The following is a 16,929-nucleotide window of genomic DNA, read 5'->3' on the forward strand; positions in this document are numbered from 1 at the left end:
CCCCCCTTGTTCGCGGAACAATGTTCCGCTAATGTTGGCGGAACGATGCTCCGCCAAGTGTGGCAGAGCCGACCACTCCGCGAAGGACATCCCGTGCCCGCAGCCCTCGACCGCCGGCTCATCGCGGTCAAGCCCATCACCGTGCCCACCACCGGCCGCGGCATCGACCTGCAGGTCAAGGTCACCGCACCCGCCGACGGCACGAACCTGCCCGTTCTCGTCTTCTCCCACGGCAACGCCTGGTCCATGGACGGCTACGAACCCCTCGTGGACCGCTGGGCCGCCGCCGGGTTCGTCGTCGTCCAGCCCACCCACCTGGACTCGCGCCGCCACCGCATCGGCGTCGACGACCCCCGCTTCCCCACCATCTGGCGCCTGCGCATCGCCGACCTGCACGCCGTCCTGGACACCCTGGACGACGTCCTCGAGCAGGTCCCCGCACTTCCTGCCCGCGTCGACGCGAGCCGCGTCGCCGTCGTCGGGCACTCCTGGGGAGGTCAGAGCGCCGGCGCCCTGCTCGGAGCCCGGGTCCTGGACGCCGAGGGCACCCCGGGGGAGGACTTCACCCACCCCTCGGTCAGCGCCGGCGCGCTGATCGCCACCACCGGCACCGGCGACACCCTGACCCCGTTCGCGCTGGAGCACCTGCCGTTCATGCGCCCGGACTACACCAGCATGACCACTCCCGCCCTGGTGATCGCCGGCGGCGAGGACCGCTCGGCGATGTCCACCCGCGGACCGGACTGGTTCACCGACGCCTACCACCTCAGCCCCGCCCCCAAGCGGATGCTCACCATCACCGACGGCGAGCACACCCTGGGTGGCCTCGCCGGCGAGGCCGTGCGCGAGACCACCGACGAGGACCCCGAGCGCGTCGCCCTCGTCGCCGACGCCGTGGCCGCGTACCTGCTCGACGTCCTCGGCGACGACACCAGCGCCTGGCAGGACCTGGAGCAGCGGGCCTCAGCCAGTTCGGGCGCCTTCAGCATCGACAGCAAGTAGCTCCTCCGCGGACCGCAGGCACCGCGGGCACCGCGGGCACCGCGGGCACCGCGGGCACCGTGCGATGCCGCACGGCAGCGACGGAGGAGGTGTTCCCACGCTCGCCGACGCCACCGCGACCCCGGCGGGTGAACGGGTGGAGCACGAGGCTGCCTCCAGGTCACCGAGCTCGAGCGCAGCGGATCCACTCCTCCCCGCTCCTGCCGCCGCGGGCCGTCGACGTGCTCCGGGGAGGCATCACCCGAGCAGCCGTGAGCGGCGGATGCGGCCGCCCGGGTCGACGGCGGCAGCGGCCGCGGCCGCCCGCGCCCGCACCTCCGGCACCAGCGCCTGCGGCACGCTCGCCGCGCCCTCGACCCACGAGCCCGGTGTCGTGCCGGCGTCGGCGCTCGACCACACCGAGCGTGCGCGCGCGAACGCCGCCTCGATGCGCTCGCGGGGGAAGAGGTTCAGCGGTGCGACCGCGTGGAAGATGAAGTCGCCCGGCGCTGTGGTGACCGCGCCCGGGCGCCGCGTCGGGGCGCCGGCCACGTGGCGGACCTCCATCATCACCACGCCCGCGTCGTCGTCCGCGGCGGTGGCCAGCAGTGCCGCGGCGATGTCGGGGGTCGAGGCGTCCAGCCACCGCGCATCGCCCACGGCGGGGGTCGCCGTCGGGGGGTCCAGGTGGATGCGTGCGAGCCCTGCCGCGTCGCTCGGGCCCCAGGTGTCGAGCACGGGCGGCGCCACCGCCCGCATCGCCTGCAGCAGCGGAACCGCCCCGCCCGGCCCGTCGGGGTCGGCGATGGCCAGGTGCACGGCGACCTTCCCGTGCAGCGCCGGGGGGAACGGGGGCAGCGCTGGCACGTGGAGCACGGCGATGCTGGAGGAGACGCCGGCGCCGACGGCGCCGATGGTGGCCGACCACGCGGCGAGGAGGTCCGGCAGCGCCTCGGCGTGCCAGAGCAGGGCCCCGGCGTGCAGGTGCGGCGCGGGGACGAGGTCGATCTCCAGGGTGTGGGCGATCCCGACTCCACCGGCGCCGCGGAAGGCCCAGATCGCCTCCCGGTCGACGTCGTCGGCGGCATCGTCGGCCGCCGTGCGGGAGCGGCCACCACCGTCGAGGTAGTGGACGGCGCGCAGCGCCCCGCTGGCCAGGCCGTCGCGCCGCACCAGCCAGCCGATGCCGCCGCCGAAGGTGTACCCGGACACCGAGACGGTGGGCGCCGAGCCAGCGAGCCCGAGCAGGCCGTGCCGCTCGGCGGCGGCGTTGACGGTCGCCCAGGTCGTCCCGGCGCCGACCACGGCGGTGCGTGCGTCGGGGTCGATGACGACGTCGGTGAGCTGGGAGGTGTCCAGGAGCACCGCCGAGTTCCCCACCGGCGCTCCGGCGCCGTGACCGGTGGCCTGCGGCACCACCTGAAGGGGCCGGCCGAGGGAGCGCTCGAGCGCGGCGACCTCGGCCAGCGCGGTGGCGACGTCCTGCGGGTGGGAGGCGGCGGCGACCCGGACGGGTCGCTGCTGCGCGGAGGAGTTGTGGGGTTGTGTCGCGGCGGTGTAGGCCTGCGAGTCCGCCGTGACGAGCAGGGGTGGGGAGGCGGACGCGGTGGTGTCGTGGCCGAGGGGCGTGGACATGCGGAACTCCAGAGGTCGAGACGGTCGAGACGGTCGAGACGGTCGAGACGGTCGAGACGGTCGAGACGGTCGGGCCGGGGTTGAGACGGCCGGCGGTGTCAGGTCGCCGGCCGGCGCGCGCAGAGCTCAGCGGGCGAGGCGGTTCCGGTGGGTGGTGAGGAAACCGGTCAGGTCCAGGTGGTGGGGGTTGACCGCGTGCGCGGCGGCCACGTCGCGGCGCCCGGTGTAGGAGTCCGGGAACTCGGCGTAGTACTGGAACATGTTCCCCAGCTCCTCGGCGCCGGGAACGGGGAAGGCGCGGAACTGCGCCGGGGTCAGCGGCCGGTAGGCCACGTGCTCGCCGAGCACCGCGGTGAACGCGGCGGCCATCTGCTCGCCGGTGAGGACGTCGCTGACGGCGGGGACGGTGGCGCCGACGGTGGAGGGGTCCTGCAGCACGCGCAGCACGATGCGGCCGATGTCGTCGGAGGCGACACCGGCCACGGGCGCCTCTCCCACGGGGAGGTGCAGCGCGAGGGTGCCTTCGCCGTCGCGCTGGGGCGCGAGGTCGCCGAGCAGCTGGTCCCAGTAGAAGGACATCAGCAGGTAGGTCACCGGCAGCCCGGAGGCGGCGAAGAGGGCGTCGGCCGCGCCGCCCTTGACGTCGAAGTGCGGCACCCGGTACTCCTCGCCGCGGCCACCGGCCCCTTCCTCGCGGATGACGGGCATGCGCTGGTCGTCGGCGGCGATGGCCTGGCGGGTGTCCTCCAGGGTGGACCAGACGACGTGCTGCAGCTGCGCGGCCTGGGCGGCGGCGATGAGGGTGCGCACCTCGGTCAGCTCCCGCGCGGGGGAGCGGTGCTCCCAGAACGGGGTGACCAGGAACGCGCCGTGCGCGCCGTCGAAGGCCTTGCGCAGGCTGTCCTCGTCGGTCAGCTCCGCCTCGACGACCTCGGCGCCGAGCTCGGTGAGGGCCCGGGCCCGGGCGGAGGTGGCGTCGCGGGTGACGGCGCGGACGGCGAAGGTGCCGTCGGCCAGCAGGGCGCGCGCGACGGCGCCGCCCTGGGTGCCGGTGGCGCCGATGACGGTGATGAGCTGCTGGTCGGACACGGGTTCCTCCTGGGTGGGGTGGGTGTGGTGGGTGTGGTGGGCGTGGTGGTGGGTGCTAGGCCGGGGGCACGAGGACGACGACCTTGCCGGGCGGCAGCTGTCCGGCGTGGGCCCGGGCGTGCAGGGCGGGCAGGTCGGCCAGCGCCACCCGCTCGGCGACGTCGACCAGCAGTTCGCCGGTGCACACGCGGGCCACGAGGTCGGCCAGCTGGTCGGCGTCGCTGCGCACGAGCAGGTCGATGCCGCGCACCCCGCGCTCCGCGGCGCAGGCAGCGGGCGCTCCGGTGCTCGTGGTGACGAGCGCACCGCCCCGGCGGATCCGGGGGACCAGCGCCGCCAGCCGCTGGGCACCGATCGGCGCGAGGTTCAGCACGAGGTCGACGGGTTCGACCACCGCCCGCGCGAGGTCGGTGAGGGTGTCGGTGAGGGGGTCGGTGAGGGGGTCGGCGAGGGTGTGGTCGATGACCTCGTCGGCGCCGGCGGCCTTGACGCGGACAGCGCTGCGGGGGCTGGCCGTGGCGATGACGTGGGCGCGGGCCTCCTTGGCCAGCTGCACGGCGTACCCGCCGACGGCGCCACCGGCACCGATGACGAGGACGCGCTGCCCGGCCCGCAGGCCGCCGTGCTCGTGCAGCGCCTGCCAGGCGGTCAGGCCGCTCAGCGGCAGGGCCGCGAGGTCGGCCAGCGCGAGCCTCTTGGGCACCCCCGTCAGCAGTTCCGCGGGCGCGAGGACGTGCTGCGCGGCCGCCCCGGGCGCGGTCATCGGCAGGAGGCCGACCACCCGGTCGCCGACGACGATCTCGTCCACGCCGGAACCGAGGGCGTCGACGGTTCCGGCGACGTCCATGCCTGGGGTGTGCGGCAGCCGGAGCGGTGAGCCACCCTCCAGGCCACCGCCCCGGAGGGTGGCGTCGAGGTCGTTGAAGGACGTGGCGGCGACGCGGATCCGCGCCTGCCCCGCTCCGGGGACGGGCGTCTCGACGTCCTCGTAGCGCAGGACCTCGGGACCTCCGAAGTCGTGGAAGCGCACCGCTTTCATGGCCTGACCTGCTCTCGTGGGTGTGCTCTCGTCGTGCTCGTCCTGGGGACGTGACCCAACGTGGCAGGCTCGGGCGCGCTCGACCTGGGCCGGGTTGGCCCACCTTGAGGTCTGCTCGGGTCCACCCGCGGGGACTGCTCGGGTTCACCCGCGGGGACTGCTCGGGTTCACCCGCGGGGACTGCTCGGGTCCACCAGTCGCGAGCAGGGAGTGGTGTGCCGCTGGCGGCTTCGACAGCGGGGACCCGCACCGTCAGTTCGCCGCGAGGATTCGCACCGTCCGCCCCGGGCGGATACCTACACTGTCGGTCGATCTTCTGCCACACTCGCGCCGTGGAAGACCATGAGTTCGGCGCCGCGGTGCGCCGGCTGCGCGAGAGCACCCCTGCGGCGGCGGTCGGGCTGCCCGCGGGCGGGCGGCGGGTGCGCGGGTTGCGGCGCGAGGAGCTCGGCGAGCTGGCGGGGATGTCCGCGGACTACGTGCGCCGCCTCGAGCAGGGCCGCGCCCACCCCTCCGCCGGTGTGGTCAACGCCATCGCCCGGGCGCTGCGGGCCGGGCGGGCCGACTACGAGCGGCTGTGCGCGCTGGCCGGCTACGCCGCCGCCGAGGGGCAGGTGCCCACCGAGCTCGGCCCGGGCGCGCGGCGGCTGCTGGAGCGCTTCGCCGACACCCCGATGATCGTCTCCGACGCGGCGATGAACGTCGTCGCCGTCAACAGCGCGTTCCTGGCGCTGGAGCACTGGAACCTCACCGGGGAGCGCTGGCAGTGGAACGTGGCCTGGCGCATCTTCCGCGACCCGTTCGAGGCCTTCCAGCAGTCCGAGGCCGACGCGGACGACAACGAGGCGGTCCTGGTGACCCAGCTGAGGAGCTCGCTGCTGCGCTACCCCTCCGACACCGCCCTGGCCGCGATGGTGGACGACCTGCGCACCCGCAGCCGCCGCTTCGACACCCTGTGGCGCGCACCGCGGCCGGTGACGGCCTACGAGAGCAGCGCGACGATCACCCAGTCCGACGGGGGTTCGGTCACGCTGGTGGGCAACCTCATCGCCATCCCCGGTGACGACCTGGCGGCGGTGATGCTGACCGCGGCGCCGGGTTCGGCCGATCAGGCCCGGCTGGCGGAGCTGGTCGCCGCGAGCGAGGGGCGGGCCGTCGTCGAGGTGGGCCGGGAGACGGGTCGGGAGGAAGGCCGGGAGGCGGGTCAGCACGTGGGCCGGGGGGCGGGCCGGGAGGTGGGCCGACTCGGCCCCGGCTGAGCGCGCCTGCACCCGCGTCCAGGCCTCCGGCCGCACCCTGGTGCGCGGCTGCGGACGGGAAGTGGAGCGGCACCACGACGTCGCCACCGACGAGACCCGGGTCAGCGGTCCTCTCCCGGCGCCTGCGGTGAGCCGACTCCTGGACCAGCCGGCGCCCGGCCCGCGTCGGTCGATCCCTGGGGCTGGTCCGCGCTGCTGCACAGGTGGCGAGGCCGTACGATCACCCGGTGGCACCACTGACGCGAGGGCGGATCCTCGCGGCGGCGGTGGCCATGGCCGACCACGAGGGGCTGGAGGCGGTCACCATGCGGCGGATCGCCGCCGCCCTCGGTGTGCACGTGACCTCGCTGTACAACCACGTGGACACCCGCGAGGCGGTGAGCGACGGCATCGTGGAGGTCCTCCTCGACGAGGCGGACCTGCCCTCGGAGCCGCTGGGCTGGGAGGCGTGGGTACGCCGCTTCCACGCCGCGATGAGCGTGCTGGCCCTTCGACACCCCGGCGCCTTCGCGGTCCTGATGCGCCGGCCCGTGCAGGGCCCGCGCGCGGCTGCGTCCTTCGAGGTCGCCCTGGCCGCCTTCCGCGAGGCGGGACTGGAGCCGCCGGACGCCTACGGCGCGGTGAAGGTCGCCGTGCACGCCGCGCTCACCGCCGGGCTCGAGCGCAGCCTGGAGGCCCAGGACCCGCCGCCGGAGACGGACATCGAGGCGCTCCCGGCGGCGGACTTCCCGCAGTTCCACGCCCTGCGCGGCATCGAGGACCCCACGGTGTCCTGGGACTTCGGCCTCGAGACGGTGGTGGCGGGCCTGCGGGTGCAGATCGCCGAGCGCGCCGCCCGCTGACCGCTGCCGGTCTGCGCGGCCGAGGCCCGTCAGCCGCCGAGGCCCTTCAGCTCCAGCACCGGGATGGTGCGGATGCCCCGGGTCTGCTCCGCGTAACCCGCGAAGCCGGGGAAGCGGTGGGCCTGCTCGGCGTACACCGCCTCCCGCTCACCGCCGGTCAGCTCGCGCACGGAGACCGGGAAGGTCCGCGTGCCCCGCTCGATGCGGGCGCTGCCTGCGGTCGTGAGGTTGTGGTACCAGTTCGGGTTCGCCGGTGCGCCGCCGTTGGAGGCGAAGACGTAGACGGTGTCCTCGTCGCCCTCGGCGGGCAGGTACATCGTCGGGGTGACGAACTCCTTGCCGCTCTTGCGGCCGGTGTGGTGCAGCAGGACCATCGGCGCGCCGGCGAAGGGGCCGCCCACGCGGCCGCCGTTCGCGCGGAAGTCGGCGATGATCCGCTGGTTGACGTCGTCCGGGTCGCTCATGGTGGTCTCCTCGTTCGTCGTCGCCGGCGCTGTGCCGGTCCGGTCTCCGTCGCGGACGGCCGCGACGTCCGCGGTGGACGCCCCGTCGGGCCCCACCTGCTGCCGGTGCACCCGGCGCGGAGATCCGCGCCGGGACCGTGCCACTCCCGCGAAGGTCACTCGGGCAGGACGATCACCTTGCCGGGGATGCGGCCGGCGGCGGCTTCGGCGTGCAGGGCGGGCAGGTCGGCCAGCGCGATGCGGCGGGTCACCTCCACGTGCAAGGCGCCGCTGTCGACCAGGGAGACCAGCTCGGCCAGGCGCTCGCGGTGGGGGAGGACGAAGACGGTCGCGGCGCTGACGCCGCGGGTTTCGTCGCCGGGGGTGGCCATGAAGGCGGTGGTGCTGACGACCTTGCCGCCGTCACGGACCAGGGCCACCAGCTCGGTGAACCGCTCGGGGTCGATGGGCGCGAGGTTGAGCAGGACATCGACCTGCTCCTGCACGGCGCTGAGCAGGTCGGTGGTGGTGTGGTCGACGACCTCGTCGGCGCCGGCGGCGCGGACGGCCTCGGCGCTGCGGGGGCTGGCGGTGGCCACCACGTGCACGCCGGCGCGCTTGGCCAGTGCGGTGGCGTACTTGCCGACCACACCCCCGGCGCCGTTGATGAGGACCCGCTGCCCGGAGGTGAGCTTGCCGTCGTCGAAGAGGGCTTGCCAGGCGGTCAGGGCCACCGAGGGCAGGGCGGCGGCGTCGGGCAGGGGGATGGTGGTGGGGGCGGCCACCAGGGCGTCGGCGGGGGCGATGACGTGCTGGGCGGCGCCGCCGTCACGTTCCATGGGCAGGAAGCCGATGACCGCGTCCTCGACGTGGAGGTCGGCCACGCCTTCGCCGAGGGCGTCGACGGTGCCGGAGACGTCGTAGCCGGGGACGTGGGGCAGCTGGACGGGGATGGGCAGGAACCCGGCGCGCATGCCGTTGTCGGCGGCGTTGAATGCCGAGGCTGCTACCCGGACCCGGACCTGACCGGGCCCGGGGGTGGGGATGTCGACGTCTTCGTAGTGGAGGACTTCGGGGCCGCCGACTTCGTGGAAGCGCACTGCCTTCATCGCTGAGCCTGCTCTCGTGGGGTGTGAGTGGGGACGACGCAGACCCGAGGGGTGACCGTGGATCCGGCGCCGTCAACGACAGTGGCAGCATCCGCAACGCTCAGCCTGGGCCGGATTGGCCCACCTTGACGACCGCAGTCCGACTGCCTCGGGTTGGGTGGGTCGTCAAGGCACGACCCAGAGTCGCCGCGCAGCTCTACAGGGCACCTGCCGCGCCTGCGGCAGCGACCGCACCACGGGGTCTCGGACCCCGTCGAGGACTCTGCTTCGTGCGCAGCGGCGCCGATCAGCTCGCTGACCTGGTGGCCCGGGTGTGCACCGGTGAGCTCCTGCTCGACGTCACGCGCCGGGTCGCCTTGGCCGACCTGCCCGCGCTGCACGCCCGGGCCGACGCGGGGACGTTGCCGGGCGAGGTCGTCCTGGCCCACCCGGGGTGACCTGCTCCGAGGATGAGCGGTCGCCTCCGGCCGCCCAGCCGTCGACGTTCATGCCCGTCCCTGCCGAGCGCCTCCACGCTCAGCCCGGCTGCAGGGACGGTGCGTGCTTTCCGCAGCCCGACACCACCCTCGGCGCTACCGGAACCCAGGCCGGTGCGGTCACGCGCACTCTGCTGTCCGGCGACGCGTTCGCCGTGCGATCGCCTCCCCGCCACGCCGGCTCGCCGGCGGCGGAGGTCCTGGCCGAGTTGAGGCCGAGGTGGCCGAGGTGGTCGAGGTGGTCGAGGTGGTCGAGGCCGGCCTGGACGACCGAGGCGGTCTGCAGGAGGTCCTGGACGGCGCGTACCTGGCCGTGAGCAGCGCCGGTGCCGACCCCTCGTTCCCCGACGGCGCCGTTGGTGGCGCGACGGCGAGGCGATGGGTGCGACGGTTCTGTCGTGTCCGTGCTGGTCTGCTCGTGGGTTCAGCCGTGCTGCGTGACCTGCAGGGTGGCCGTCAGGGACTGGAGTTGTGGTGGCGACAGGGCTGACAGCGGTGAGGCGGCCGTCACGGCGTCGACCATCCGGGCGTGGGCCTGACGTCCGGCACCGGTCAGCTGCAGCAGACGCCGGCGCCGGTCGCTGGGGTCCTGGACGCGCTGCGCGAGGCCCCGCCCTTCCAGATCGGCGGCCAGCAGCGTCACGTTCGAGGGGTCGCAGGACAGGTGGTGCGCCACCACGCTCATCGACGCCCGTCCCACGGTGCCCAGCAGCTGCAGCAGCCCCGCGGCGCTCTCGGTGAGTCCCGTGTCGTCCAGGGCGGCGGCGGCCGCGCGTCGGTGCAGCTCGGCGAGGTGGTGCACGGCCTCGACGCACCGCATCACCTGATCCGGGTCCGTTGCTCGATCCTGGTCGGTCATGCGTCCTCTTTGCTTGAAGAACTCAAGGAGTTGCCCTATGCTTGAGGGAATCAAGCATAGGGAGAAGTCATGGTCGCGTCCAGTGGTCGTGCTGTCGTCGCTCGCCGGCGAGGAGGGCCCGAGCGCCTCGTGCTCGCCGATCAGGAGTTCGCTGACCCGGCGCCGGGTGGCGTTCGCGTAGCCGTCCAGGTGGCGGGTGCGGCCTACGGTGACGTCCTGCTGCGGGAGGGGCTGGTGCCCGGGACCGAGTTCCCGGTCACGCCCGGGTACGACGCCGTGGGGATCATCGAGGCGGTCGGTGAGGGCGTCACCGAGCTGGTCCCGGGCCAGCGGGTGGTGGTGCGCACGGCCGGGTCAGGCGGGTACGCCACCCACGTCGAGGTCTCCCAGGACTTCGCCGTCGCCGTGCCGCTGGACCTGGACGCCGCGGCGCTGGTCGCACTACCGCTGAACTACGTCTCCGCCTGGCAGATGCTCACCCGCGTCGCCCCGGCCGCGCCGGGCAGCACCGTGCTGGTGCACGGCGCCGCCGGCGGTGTCGGGGGAGCGTTGGCGGAACTGGCGCAGCTGCGCGGCCTGACCGTGATCGGTACCGCATCCGCATCGCGACTCGAGGCCCTGACGGCGGGGGGAGTGGTGGCGGTGGACCGTGCCGGGGACTGGGTGCGCGCGGTGCGCGCCGCTGCTCCCGATGGGGTCGACACCGTCTTCGACGGAGTGGGAGGAGCCACCAGCCGCCGCTCCTTCACCCTGCTGGGCGCGGGTGGTCACCTCGTCGTCTACGGGATCACCGGCGGCCTGCGACGCGGACGCCGCAGTCCGCTCGCTCTGGCCGGCACCGCTGCGGGAACGCTGCGACAGTCGGCCCTCGGCCTGTTCGGCAAGGGACTGGGCATCGACGGCTACATGTCCGCCTCCTACGTGCCCGCGTACCCGAAGCGCTTCCGCGAAGACCTCACCGAGCTCGCAGCCCTGCTGACTCGCCGGGCGATCTCGCCGCGCATCGCGGCACGGCTGCCCCTGGCCCAGGCGGCAGAAGCCCACCGCCTCCTCGCGGACGGCGTGAGCGGGAAGATCGTCCTTGACGTCGAGGGACGCCGGTAGCCGGGTCAGCAGCGCCCGCCGTGGGCGCGTGGTCAGTGGACGACGGCCTGCGACACCGCCTCCGCCGTCACGGTGGATGACGAAGCGGAGAGCCAGGGGCTGCGCAAGAGGGCCGAGCAGTCGCAGCCAGGAAGCGCCTTCTCGCGTCCGGCGACGACGGGCTCGGCCCGCAATGCCCCCCCAGGGTCCTTCCCGCGAGCGGGAGGTGCTCCCACTGCTGGTCCGCGGCGTCGCCGACGACGGTAGCGGGGGCGGCGGTGGACGGGAGGGCGTTCCCCCGCGCCGTTCCCCCGCGCCGTTCCCCCGCGCCCTGGGATCGCCGGACCGGTGCCCGCCCCGGCGGACACCGGCGCCCTCACGCCGGAGACGCCTCCGGGGTGTGTTCCGCTTCCCGCGCCTGGGTGCGGTACCGGCCCGGGGTCTGCCCATGGGCGCGGGCGAAGGCCCGGGTGAAGGCGGGTACGGAGGTGTAGCCGACGTCGGAGGCGATCGCCTCTACTGGTTCCCGACCTCGCCGCAGTCGTACCGCGGCCAGGTCCATGCGCCACGTCGTCAGGTAGGCCGCGGGACTCTGCCCGATGGCGGCGGGGAACCGCCGCGCCAGCGTTGCCCGCGATACCGAGGTCGCCGCGGCCAGCGAGGCCGTGGTCCAGGCCCGGGCGGGGTCGGCGTGCAGGTGTTCGAGGGCTTGGCTCACCACCGGGTCCTGGGTCATCGCCAGCCAGGTGCCCCGGCAGGCGGCCGGGCGCGAGGCCAGCCAGGCCCGCAGCAGCTGCACGAGCACCACGTTGATGAGGCTGTTCAGCACCGCGGTGGAGGCGATCTGCGGGTCCGTGAGCTCGTTGCTGAGCATCCGCACGGTGTCGTCGAGTGCGGTCGTCCCGGCCCCGGCCCCGGTCCCGGTCCCGGTGCCGGTCCCAGTACCGGCACCGGCTGCGATGTGGACGAGGTCGGGCAGACCCTGCATGACCTGGGTCAGGGCTGTCTTGTCGCAGGTGTAGGCGAGGGTGACGACGTGCGTCGTGGGCGGTGCGGACCCCAGCGTCAGCACCTCGCCCGTCCGGCTCCGCCGGGCGGCCGCCACCCGGTCGCAGCGCACGCCCGGGGTGTCGGGGGCGTCGCCGAGCGCGTGGGGGACTCCGCCGCCGACCAGGGCGACGTCTCCGGCGCCCAGTTCCAGCGGCGGGTGGCCGGGCACCGTCAGCCACGCGCTGCCGGCGGTGACGGCGTGCAGCGCGGCCTCGCCCGGGCGCTCGTCCAGGGCTGTCGCCCAGGTGCCGCCGGCGGCGATGTGGTTGCCCAGCGCGCCGCGAACACCGGAGACGGTCAGGACGTCGCTGAGGGGGTCCACGCCGTCACCTCATCACGCCGTGAGGCGAACGGGCAAGAAGACGAGCCGATCGGGCATCGATCGGCGCAGGAAGGCTCCGTACGGTCGACGCATGCGACTTCACGGCAGCACCGCACTGGTCACCGGCTCCAACCGCGGCATCGGCCACGCCTTCGCGACCGAGCTCCTGCGCCGCGGCGCGAAGGTCTACGCCACCGCCCGGCGTCCCGAACTCGTCGACGTCCCCGGGGCCGAGGTCCTGCGTCTCGACATCACCGACCCGGCTTCGGTGCAGGTGGCCGCCGAGGCCGCCGGTGACGTCGACCTTCTGGTCAACAACGCGGCCTTCACCGCCGGCGGCAACCTGGTGGACGGGGACCTGCGCGCGATCCGCGAGGTGGTCGACTCCAACTTCTACGGGACCCTGGCGATGGTCCGTGCTTTCGCGCCGGTCCTGGCCCGCAACGGGGGTGGTGCGATCCTGAACGTCCTGTCGGCCGCGGCGTGGGCCACGGTGGAGGGCAACACCGCCTACGCGGCGGCGAAGTCCGCGCAGTGGGGCCTGACCAACGGGATCCGGCTCGAGCTGGCTGGACAGGGGACGCAGGTCACCGCGCTGGTGCCGGGGATGACGGCCACCGAGCCCATGAAGGCGTTCGCGCGGGACTTCGGGCTGGACCTGCCCGAGGGGGCGATGAACGAGCCGGCCGATCTGGTGAAGCTGGCGCTGGACGGGGTGGAGGCCGGGGAGGTCGAGGTCCTGGACCGGTACGGCCTGCAGGCCAAGCGGCTCCTGGCCGGGCCGCCGCAGGTCTTCGACCTCAGCGGCACCGCCGGCTGGCCACGTGGGGTGAGTTCGGGAAGGGGGTGAGTCTGCGGACGGGCGTCAGTCGGTTCGTTCGCTGACCCTGCCACGTTCGCCGCATCGACCGGCATCGAACCGCAGTCGTGAACGGCTCACACGTGCGAGCCCTGGAAGGGGGGATCACATCGGCCCTTCACCGGTCGACCGGGCCCGCAACGGCTCCAGGCACCACCTGCTCACCGTCCCCCGCAAGCGGGAGGTGCCCCCATCCGGCGGTGTCCCGCTGGTCGTCACCCTCACCGGCGGCAACCGTCACGGCGTGACGCAGCTACTGCCTTTGATCGGTGCCTTTCCCTCGTGCGTGGTGTGCGTGGTCGTCCTCGTCTGCTACCGCGGTACCTGTTCGCCGACCGTGACATCAGTAAGGCTGCGACTACGACTTCTACCGCCGCGTCCTGCGCAGACGGGGATCGTTCCGCGCATCGCCCGCCGCGGTGCCGTCCACGGTTCGGGGCTGGGCCGTACCCGGTGGGTCGTCGAGCGCAGCTTCTCCTGGCTGCACCAGTCCAAGCGGCTGCGCACTCGCTACGGAGTCCGCGCCGATCTGCATCTAGAGCTGCTGCAGCTGGCCTGCGCGCTGATCTGCCATCGAAAGCTCCCGACCTCATGATGGAACGAGCTGTGAGAAGGCGTCGTGCGCTGGTGTACCTGCGGCGGTGACGGCGCGACGCTGCGAGGTGTCGTCGGTGCGGCAGTCAGTGACCGGGCAGGTTCTTCAGGCCCTGTGAGCGCTGCTGCAGGAGGTCGGCGTAGGTGCCATCGCGCTCGGCCCACCGCAGCCGCTGGGCGGCCTGCACCACCACCTCGTTCGGGGTGGGGCTGGTGGTGAGGAGGCCGAGGACCTCGTCGAGGAAGGCGTCTAGAGGCAGCGCGGCGGGATTGATCTTCTCCTGCCCGGCGGTGGCCACGGCCGGGGGCACGAGTTCGGTCACCTCGATGCCGGTATCGGCCAGGTGCGCGCGCAGGGCCTCGGTGTAGGCGTGGACCCCGGCCTTGGAAGCGCCGTAGCTGGCCATGAGGGGGAAAGGCATGAACGCGATGCCGGAGGTGACGGTGATGATGTTCCCGCTCCGGCGCGCGATCAGGTGCGGGGTGAAGGCGTCGATCACCCGGATGGTCCCGAGCAGGTTGACCGCGATGGTGGTTTCGGCCTGAGCGAAGTGGGTCGGGTCGCGTAGGTCCTCCATCAGCATGACGCCGGACATGGTCACCACCACGTCGAGGTCGGGGTGCGCGGTGAGGACCTCGTCGCGGGCACGCAGGACGCTGGCGGGGTCGGTGACGTCGACCTGGAGGGTTTCGATGCCCTGGGCGGTGGCGCGGTCGGGGACCTTGCTGGTGTCGCGGCCGGCGACCACGACGGTGCTGTCGGCGGCGGTGAAGCGCTGCGCCAGGCCCAGGCCGATGCCGGAGGTGCCGCCGACGATGAGGACGGTGCGTCCGTCGATGTCCATGACTGATCCTTCTCTGTGGTGGTGCTCGGGTGCCTGATGAGCATTCGACGCGTGGATGCGGACAGGAAGGTCTCTGCGAATCCGGGGAGTGGCAGGACCCCCTCTGCGCCCCGGTGCCGGCGGTAGGGTCGTTCTCATGACGGGCCTGGTGACAGGCAAGGCGGGCAGGGCAACGGGGGAGCAGCGGGCGTGCCAGCGAGCGAGGCCGTGCGTGGGACCAATCGGCTGGGGGAGTACCTGCGTGCCCGCCGTGCCCTGGTCACCCCGCAGCAAGCGGGTCTACCCGCTGGCGCCCGGCGCCGAGTGCCGGGACTGCGCCGTGAAGAGGTGGCCCTGCTGGCAGGGCTGAGCGCGGACTACTACCTGCGCCTGGAACGCGGGCGGGACCGCAACCCATCAGTGCAGGTGCTGCAGGCGTTGGCTCGGGTCCTGCACCTGGATGAGGTGGAGACGCAGTACCTGTGTGACCTCGCCCAGCCCCGCCTGCGTAGCGGTCTACGCGACCGTCCCTCGTCTCGCCGGCGAGCGGAACGGGTCCCTGAGCGCCTGCACCACCTGCTGGCTGCCCTCGAGGTCCCGGCTTTCGTGGAGGGACGCGCCTTCGACGTGCTGGCTTCCAACCCGCTGGCGTTGGCGTTCTCGCCGCGGCTGCGAGTGGGGGAGAACCGGTTGCGTTCGCTGTTCCTGGATCCTGCGGAGCGTGACTTCCACCGCGACTGGGAGGCGGCGACGGCGGAATTCGTGGGCGCCTTCCGCCACTCGGTCGGGGTCAGCCCCAGCGGATCGGCCACGGAGCCCACGGATGAAGGTGCTCACGACTCCACCAGCGCCGTGCAGGATCTACGTGTGGTGGCGCTGGTCGGGGAGCTGTCGCTGGCCAGCGGGCGCTTTCGGGCCTTGTGGGACCGTCACGACGTGCGCCGCTTGCAAGGCGGCACGACCGTCGTCGACCACCCGGTGGTGGGGGAGTTGCGGCTGCACCGCGACAAGCTGCCGGTCGAGGATGTCCTACTCGTCGTCTACTACCCCGACACCGGCAGTGACAGCGCCGAGAAGCTGCAGCTGCTGGCCTCCCTGGTGGAGACGACCCCCGGTGAGGCGTCATTCCCGTCATAGCACGCGGGCCGGCGCGGATCGACAGCTCTCGGGAAGACTGTGACGCGGGTGCGGACGGTCAGGTGTCGGCATGAATGATGTGGTCGCCGAGGTGGTCGGGGCTCGACCCGCTTCCCCGGGCACCGCAGTCATGACCGGTCTGCGGGTCACCGGCAAGGCGTCTTCACATCGAGAAGCCGGTGTGTTCACGCCACCCCGCAGGGGCGCAGCGCGAGCAGCGCCAAGGTGCAGGCCGAGAGCAGCAGGTCCTCGATGGGCACCTCCTCGCCTGGAGCGTGCGCCAGTCGCAGGTCACCCTGTGCCGGGTGCTCGGCCAGCCAGGGGTGGGTCGCGCACGCGTGCGGCCACGCACCCCTCGAATGCCGCTCGGGCCGCTTCCACCGGCTCATTCGGCCGGACGCCGAACCGCCCCTCGGCGACGAGCCGGTCGGGCACGGTGCTGGCCCACTCGCCGGCCCGCATCCGTCCGATGGAGGCCGTAGGGGAAGGGGTGGTTCCCGAAGCGGGAGCGGTCGGTGAGTTGGCGGTCGGTGGGCTGGCGGGTGGACTCCAGGGCCAGCAGCGCGGCGTGGACGTGCTCGAACAGTTCGACGGCGCTGACCCCGGGGTGGCGGCGAGGCCGGTGAGGGTGAGGTGGAAGGTCAGCGCGCCGGCGTAGGCGGTCATCACCGCACTGGCGGTGGGTTCGGGGATGACGCAGGCCTCGTTGCGGTGCCCGCGTCGCGGGGTGGCCCACGCGCCGAGGGAGGGGACGGCGACCAGCTCGACGAGTCGGTCGAGGAGCCACGGCGCATCGACGGCGTCGAGCACCGCGGCCTCGCGGGGAGAAAGCTCCGCGACGACTAGTTGTTGGTGCACCTGGATGAGGTGCTGTCCTCGGCGTTGGAGACGGTTCCTGAGCGCCGGCATGTGGTGCTGAGCCCGCGGCTGGCGGTGCTCAGCGACCCCAGGATGGTGGATGAGGAGGATCCGCCGATGCCGGCGTTGCCTGATCTGCCGCCGGGGGAGTACGGCTGGTATGCGTACGCACCGTTGTCAGGGCAGTCGTTGTCGTCGAATGCTGCACAACAGCAGCAAGGTCGGGAAGAACTCGGCGACGACGATCAGGAGAGCCGGGAGCCCTGGGCACGGGTAGCCTCGTTTTGTTGATCACCATCGTGGTCGCCTCGGCGGTGTTTTTCCGACGACCGCAGCGGTCGAGGCGTTCCGCTGCAATGACTTCTCTTGAGGCTGCGCCAGCGGCTTGGTGAGGAATTCACCGACTGCGCGCGCCAGCGCGCTCACGCGAACCTGCCTATTGCTCAGTTGGCCGCGCCAGCGGCCCGTGC

Annotated in this window: 18 protein-coding genes; 9 read left to right on the top strand and 9 right to left on the bottom strand. The window is 73.3% G+C overall.

Features of this window, described 5'->3' with window-relative positions; genetic code table 11:
* Positions 1-45 precede the first annotated feature (45 nt).
* Positions 46-1,002: an alpha/beta hydrolase family protein gene (locus tag ACRYM2_RS00590; protein ID WP_432519108.1), complete on the top strand. Its 957-nt coding sequence runs from the start codon at positions 46-48 to the stop codon at positions 1,000-1,002.
* Between the two features lie 237 nt (positions 1,003-1,239).
* On the opposite strand, the gene ACRYM2_RS00595 is transcribed toward ACRYM2_RS00590, so the two are convergent.
* From ACRYM2_RS00595 to ACRYM2_RS00605, 3 genes are all read right to left on the bottom strand, one after another.
* Positions 1,240-2,616, bottom strand: a complete 1,377-nt coding sequence (locus ACRYM2_RS00595; RefSeq protein WP_432519109.1) for an FAD-binding oxidoreductase — start codon at positions 2,614-2,616, stop codon at positions 1,240-1,242.
* A 126-nt stretch (positions 2,617-2,742) separates the two neighbouring features.
* The gene (locus tag ACRYM2_RS00600; protein ID WP_432519110.1) at positions 2,743-3,705 is read right to left on the bottom strand and encodes an NmrA/HSCARG family protein; all 963 of its coding nucleotides are present in this window, start codon (positions 3,703-3,705) and stop codon (positions 2,743-2,745) included.
* 55 nt (positions 3,706-3,760) lie between these two features.
* A complete protein-coding gene (locus ACRYM2_RS00605) occupies positions 3,761-4,744 on the bottom strand; it encodes an NADP-dependent oxidoreductase (RefSeq protein WP_432519111.1) in 984 nt (327 codons plus the stop codon).
* A 332-nt stretch (positions 4,745-5,076) separates the two neighbouring features.
* On the opposite strand from ACRYM2_RS00605, the gene ACRYM2_RS00610 reads away from it, so the two are divergent.
* Both ACRYM2_RS00610 and ACRYM2_RS00615 read left to right on the top strand, forming a co-directional pair.
* A complete protein-coding gene (locus ACRYM2_RS00610; protein ID WP_432519113.1) occupies positions 5,077-6,003 on the top strand; it encodes a helix-turn-helix domain-containing protein in 927 nt (308 codons plus the stop codon).
* 227 nt (positions 6,004-6,230) lie between these two features.
* The gene (locus tag ACRYM2_RS00615) at positions 6,231-6,845 is read left to right on the top strand and encodes a TetR/AcrR family transcriptional regulator (RefSeq protein ID WP_432519114.1); all 615 of its coding nucleotides are present in this window, start codon (positions 6,231-6,233) and stop codon (positions 6,843-6,845) included.
* A 29-nt stretch (positions 6,846-6,874) separates the two neighbouring features.
* Here ACRYM2_RS00615 and ACRYM2_RS00620 read toward each other — a convergent pair whose 3' ends face one another.
* On the bottom strand, positions 6,875-7,309 hold the full coding sequence (locus ACRYM2_RS00620) for a nitroreductase family deazaflavin-dependent oxidoreductase (RefSeq protein WP_432519116.1): 435 nt from the start codon (positions 7,307-7,309) through the stop codon (positions 6,875-6,877).
* 155 nt (positions 7,310-7,464) lie between these two features.
* Positions 7,465-8,397: an NADP-dependent oxidoreductase gene (locus ACRYM2_RS00625; RefSeq protein ID WP_432519117.1), complete on the bottom strand. Its 933-nt coding sequence runs from the start codon at positions 8,395-8,397 to the stop codon at positions 7,465-7,467.
* A gap of 269 nt (positions 8,398-8,666) precedes the next feature.
* Here ACRYM2_RS00625 and ACRYM2_RS00630 point away from each other — a divergent pair, with 269 nt between their 5' ends.
* Positions 8,667-8,834 (top strand): hypothetical protein, encoded by a 168-nt coding sequence (locus ACRYM2_RS00630; protein WP_432519118.1) that lies wholly within the window; start codon positions 8,667-8,669, stop codon positions 8,832-8,834.
* A gap of 463 nt (positions 8,835-9,297) precedes the next feature.
* On the opposite strand, the gene ACRYM2_RS00635 is transcribed toward ACRYM2_RS00630, so the two are convergent.
* A complete protein-coding gene (locus ACRYM2_RS00635; protein WP_432519120.1) occupies positions 9,298-9,732 on the bottom strand; it encodes a MarR family winged helix-turn-helix transcriptional regulator in 435 nt (144 codons plus the stop codon).
* 69 nt (positions 9,733-9,801) lie between these two features.
* Here ACRYM2_RS00635 and ACRYM2_RS00640 point away from each other — a divergent pair, with 69 nt between their 5' ends.
* Complete coding sequence (locus tag ACRYM2_RS00640; protein WP_432519121.1) at positions 9,802-10,836, top strand: zinc-binding dehydrogenase; 1,035 nt, start codon at positions 9,802-9,804, stop codon at positions 10,834-10,836.
* Between the two features lie 355 nt (positions 10,837-11,191).
* On the opposite strand, the gene ACRYM2_RS00645 is transcribed toward ACRYM2_RS00640, so the two are convergent.
* Positions 11,192-12,187, bottom strand: coding sequence for an AraC family transcriptional regulator (locus tag ACRYM2_RS00645; RefSeq protein ID WP_432519123.1), 996 nt, complete (start codon positions 12,185-12,187; stop codon positions 11,192-11,194).
* Between the two features lie 91 nt (positions 12,188-12,278).
* Between ACRYM2_RS00645 and ACRYM2_RS00650 the strand changes: the two genes are divergently transcribed.
* Positions 12,279-13,037 (top strand): SDR family NAD(P)-dependent oxidoreductase, encoded by a 759-nt coding sequence (locus ACRYM2_RS00650; protein WP_432519124.1) that lies wholly within the window; start codon positions 12,279-12,281, stop codon positions 13,035-13,037.
* A 253-nt stretch (positions 13,038-13,290) separates the two neighbouring features.
* Positions 13,291-13,641: a transposase gene (locus ACRYM2_RS00655; RefSeq protein ID WP_432519126.1), complete on the top strand. Its 351-nt coding sequence runs from the start codon at positions 13,291-13,293 to the stop codon at positions 13,639-13,641.
* 85 nt (positions 13,642-13,726) lie between these two features.
* Here ACRYM2_RS00655 and ACRYM2_RS00660 read toward each other — a convergent pair whose 3' ends face one another.
* Positions 13,727-14,485, bottom strand: coding sequence for an SDR family oxidoreductase (locus ACRYM2_RS00660; RefSeq protein ID WP_432519128.1), 759 nt, complete (start codon positions 14,483-14,485; stop codon positions 13,727-13,729).
* Positions 14,486-14,692: 207 nt separating this feature from the next.
* Here ACRYM2_RS00660 and ACRYM2_RS00665 point away from each other — a divergent pair, with 207 nt between their 5' ends.
* Positions 14,693-15,601, top strand: coding sequence for a helix-turn-helix domain-containing protein (locus ACRYM2_RS00665; protein WP_432519144.1), 909 nt, complete (start codon positions 14,693-14,695; stop codon positions 15,599-15,601).
* A gap of 291 nt (positions 15,602-15,892) precedes the next feature.
* On the opposite strand, the gene ACRYM2_RS00670 is transcribed toward ACRYM2_RS00665, so the two are convergent.
* The gene (locus ACRYM2_RS00670; protein ID WP_432519129.1) at positions 15,893-16,411 is read right to left on the bottom strand and encodes a zinc-binding metallopeptidase family protein; all 519 of its coding nucleotides are present in this window, start codon (positions 16,409-16,411) and stop codon (positions 15,893-15,895) included.
* A 42-nt stretch (positions 16,412-16,453) separates the two neighbouring features.
* On the opposite strand from ACRYM2_RS00670, the gene ACRYM2_RS00675 reads away from it, so the two are divergent.
* Positions 16,454-16,750 (top strand): hypothetical protein, encoded by a 297-nt coding sequence (locus ACRYM2_RS00675; protein WP_432519131.1) that lies wholly within the window; start codon positions 16,454-16,456, stop codon positions 16,748-16,750.
* The last annotated feature ends 179 nt before the right edge of the window (positions 16,751-16,929 follow it).

The organism is Kineococcus aridisoli (assembly GCF_050871885.1).
Lineage (GTDB): Bacteria > Actinomycetota > Actinomycetes > Actinomycetales > Kineococcaceae > Kineococcus.

Coding starts and splice junctions, on each gene's coding strand:
- ACRYM2_RS00640 (WP_432519121.1), top strand. CDS start 9,802: ATGGTCGCGTCCAGTGGTCGTGCTGTCGTCGCTCGCCGGCGAGGAGGG.
- ACRYM2_RS00635 (WP_432519120.1), bottom strand. CDS start 9,732: ATGACCGACCAGGATCGAGCAACGGACCCGGATCAGGTGATGCGGTGC.
- ACRYM2_RS00625 (WP_432519117.1), bottom strand. CDS start 8,397: ATGAAGGCAGTGCGCTTCCACGAAGTCGGCGGCCCCGAAGTCCTCCAC.
- ACRYM2_RS00605 (WP_432519111.1), bottom strand. CDS start 4,744: ATGAAAGCGGTGCGCTTCCACGACTTCGGAGGTCCCGAGGTCCTGCGC.
- ACRYM2_RS00595 (WP_432519109.1), bottom strand. CDS start 2,616: ATGTCCACGCCCCTCGGCCACGACACCACCGCGTCCGCCTCCCCACCC.
- ACRYM2_RS00590 (WP_432519108.1), top strand. CDS start 46: ATGCTCCGCCAAGTGTGGCAGAGCCGACCACTCCGCGAAGGACATCCC.
- ACRYM2_RS00660 (WP_432519128.1), bottom strand. CDS start 14,485: ATGGACATCGACGGACGCACCGTCCTCATCGTCGGCGGCACCTCCGGC.
- ACRYM2_RS00620 (WP_432519116.1), bottom strand. CDS start 7,309: ATGAGCGACCCGGACGACGTCAACCAGCGGATCATCGCCGACTTCCGC.
- ACRYM2_RS00650 (WP_432519124.1), top strand. CDS start 12,279: ATGCGACTTCACGGCAGCACCGCACTGGTCACCGGCTCCAACCGCGGC.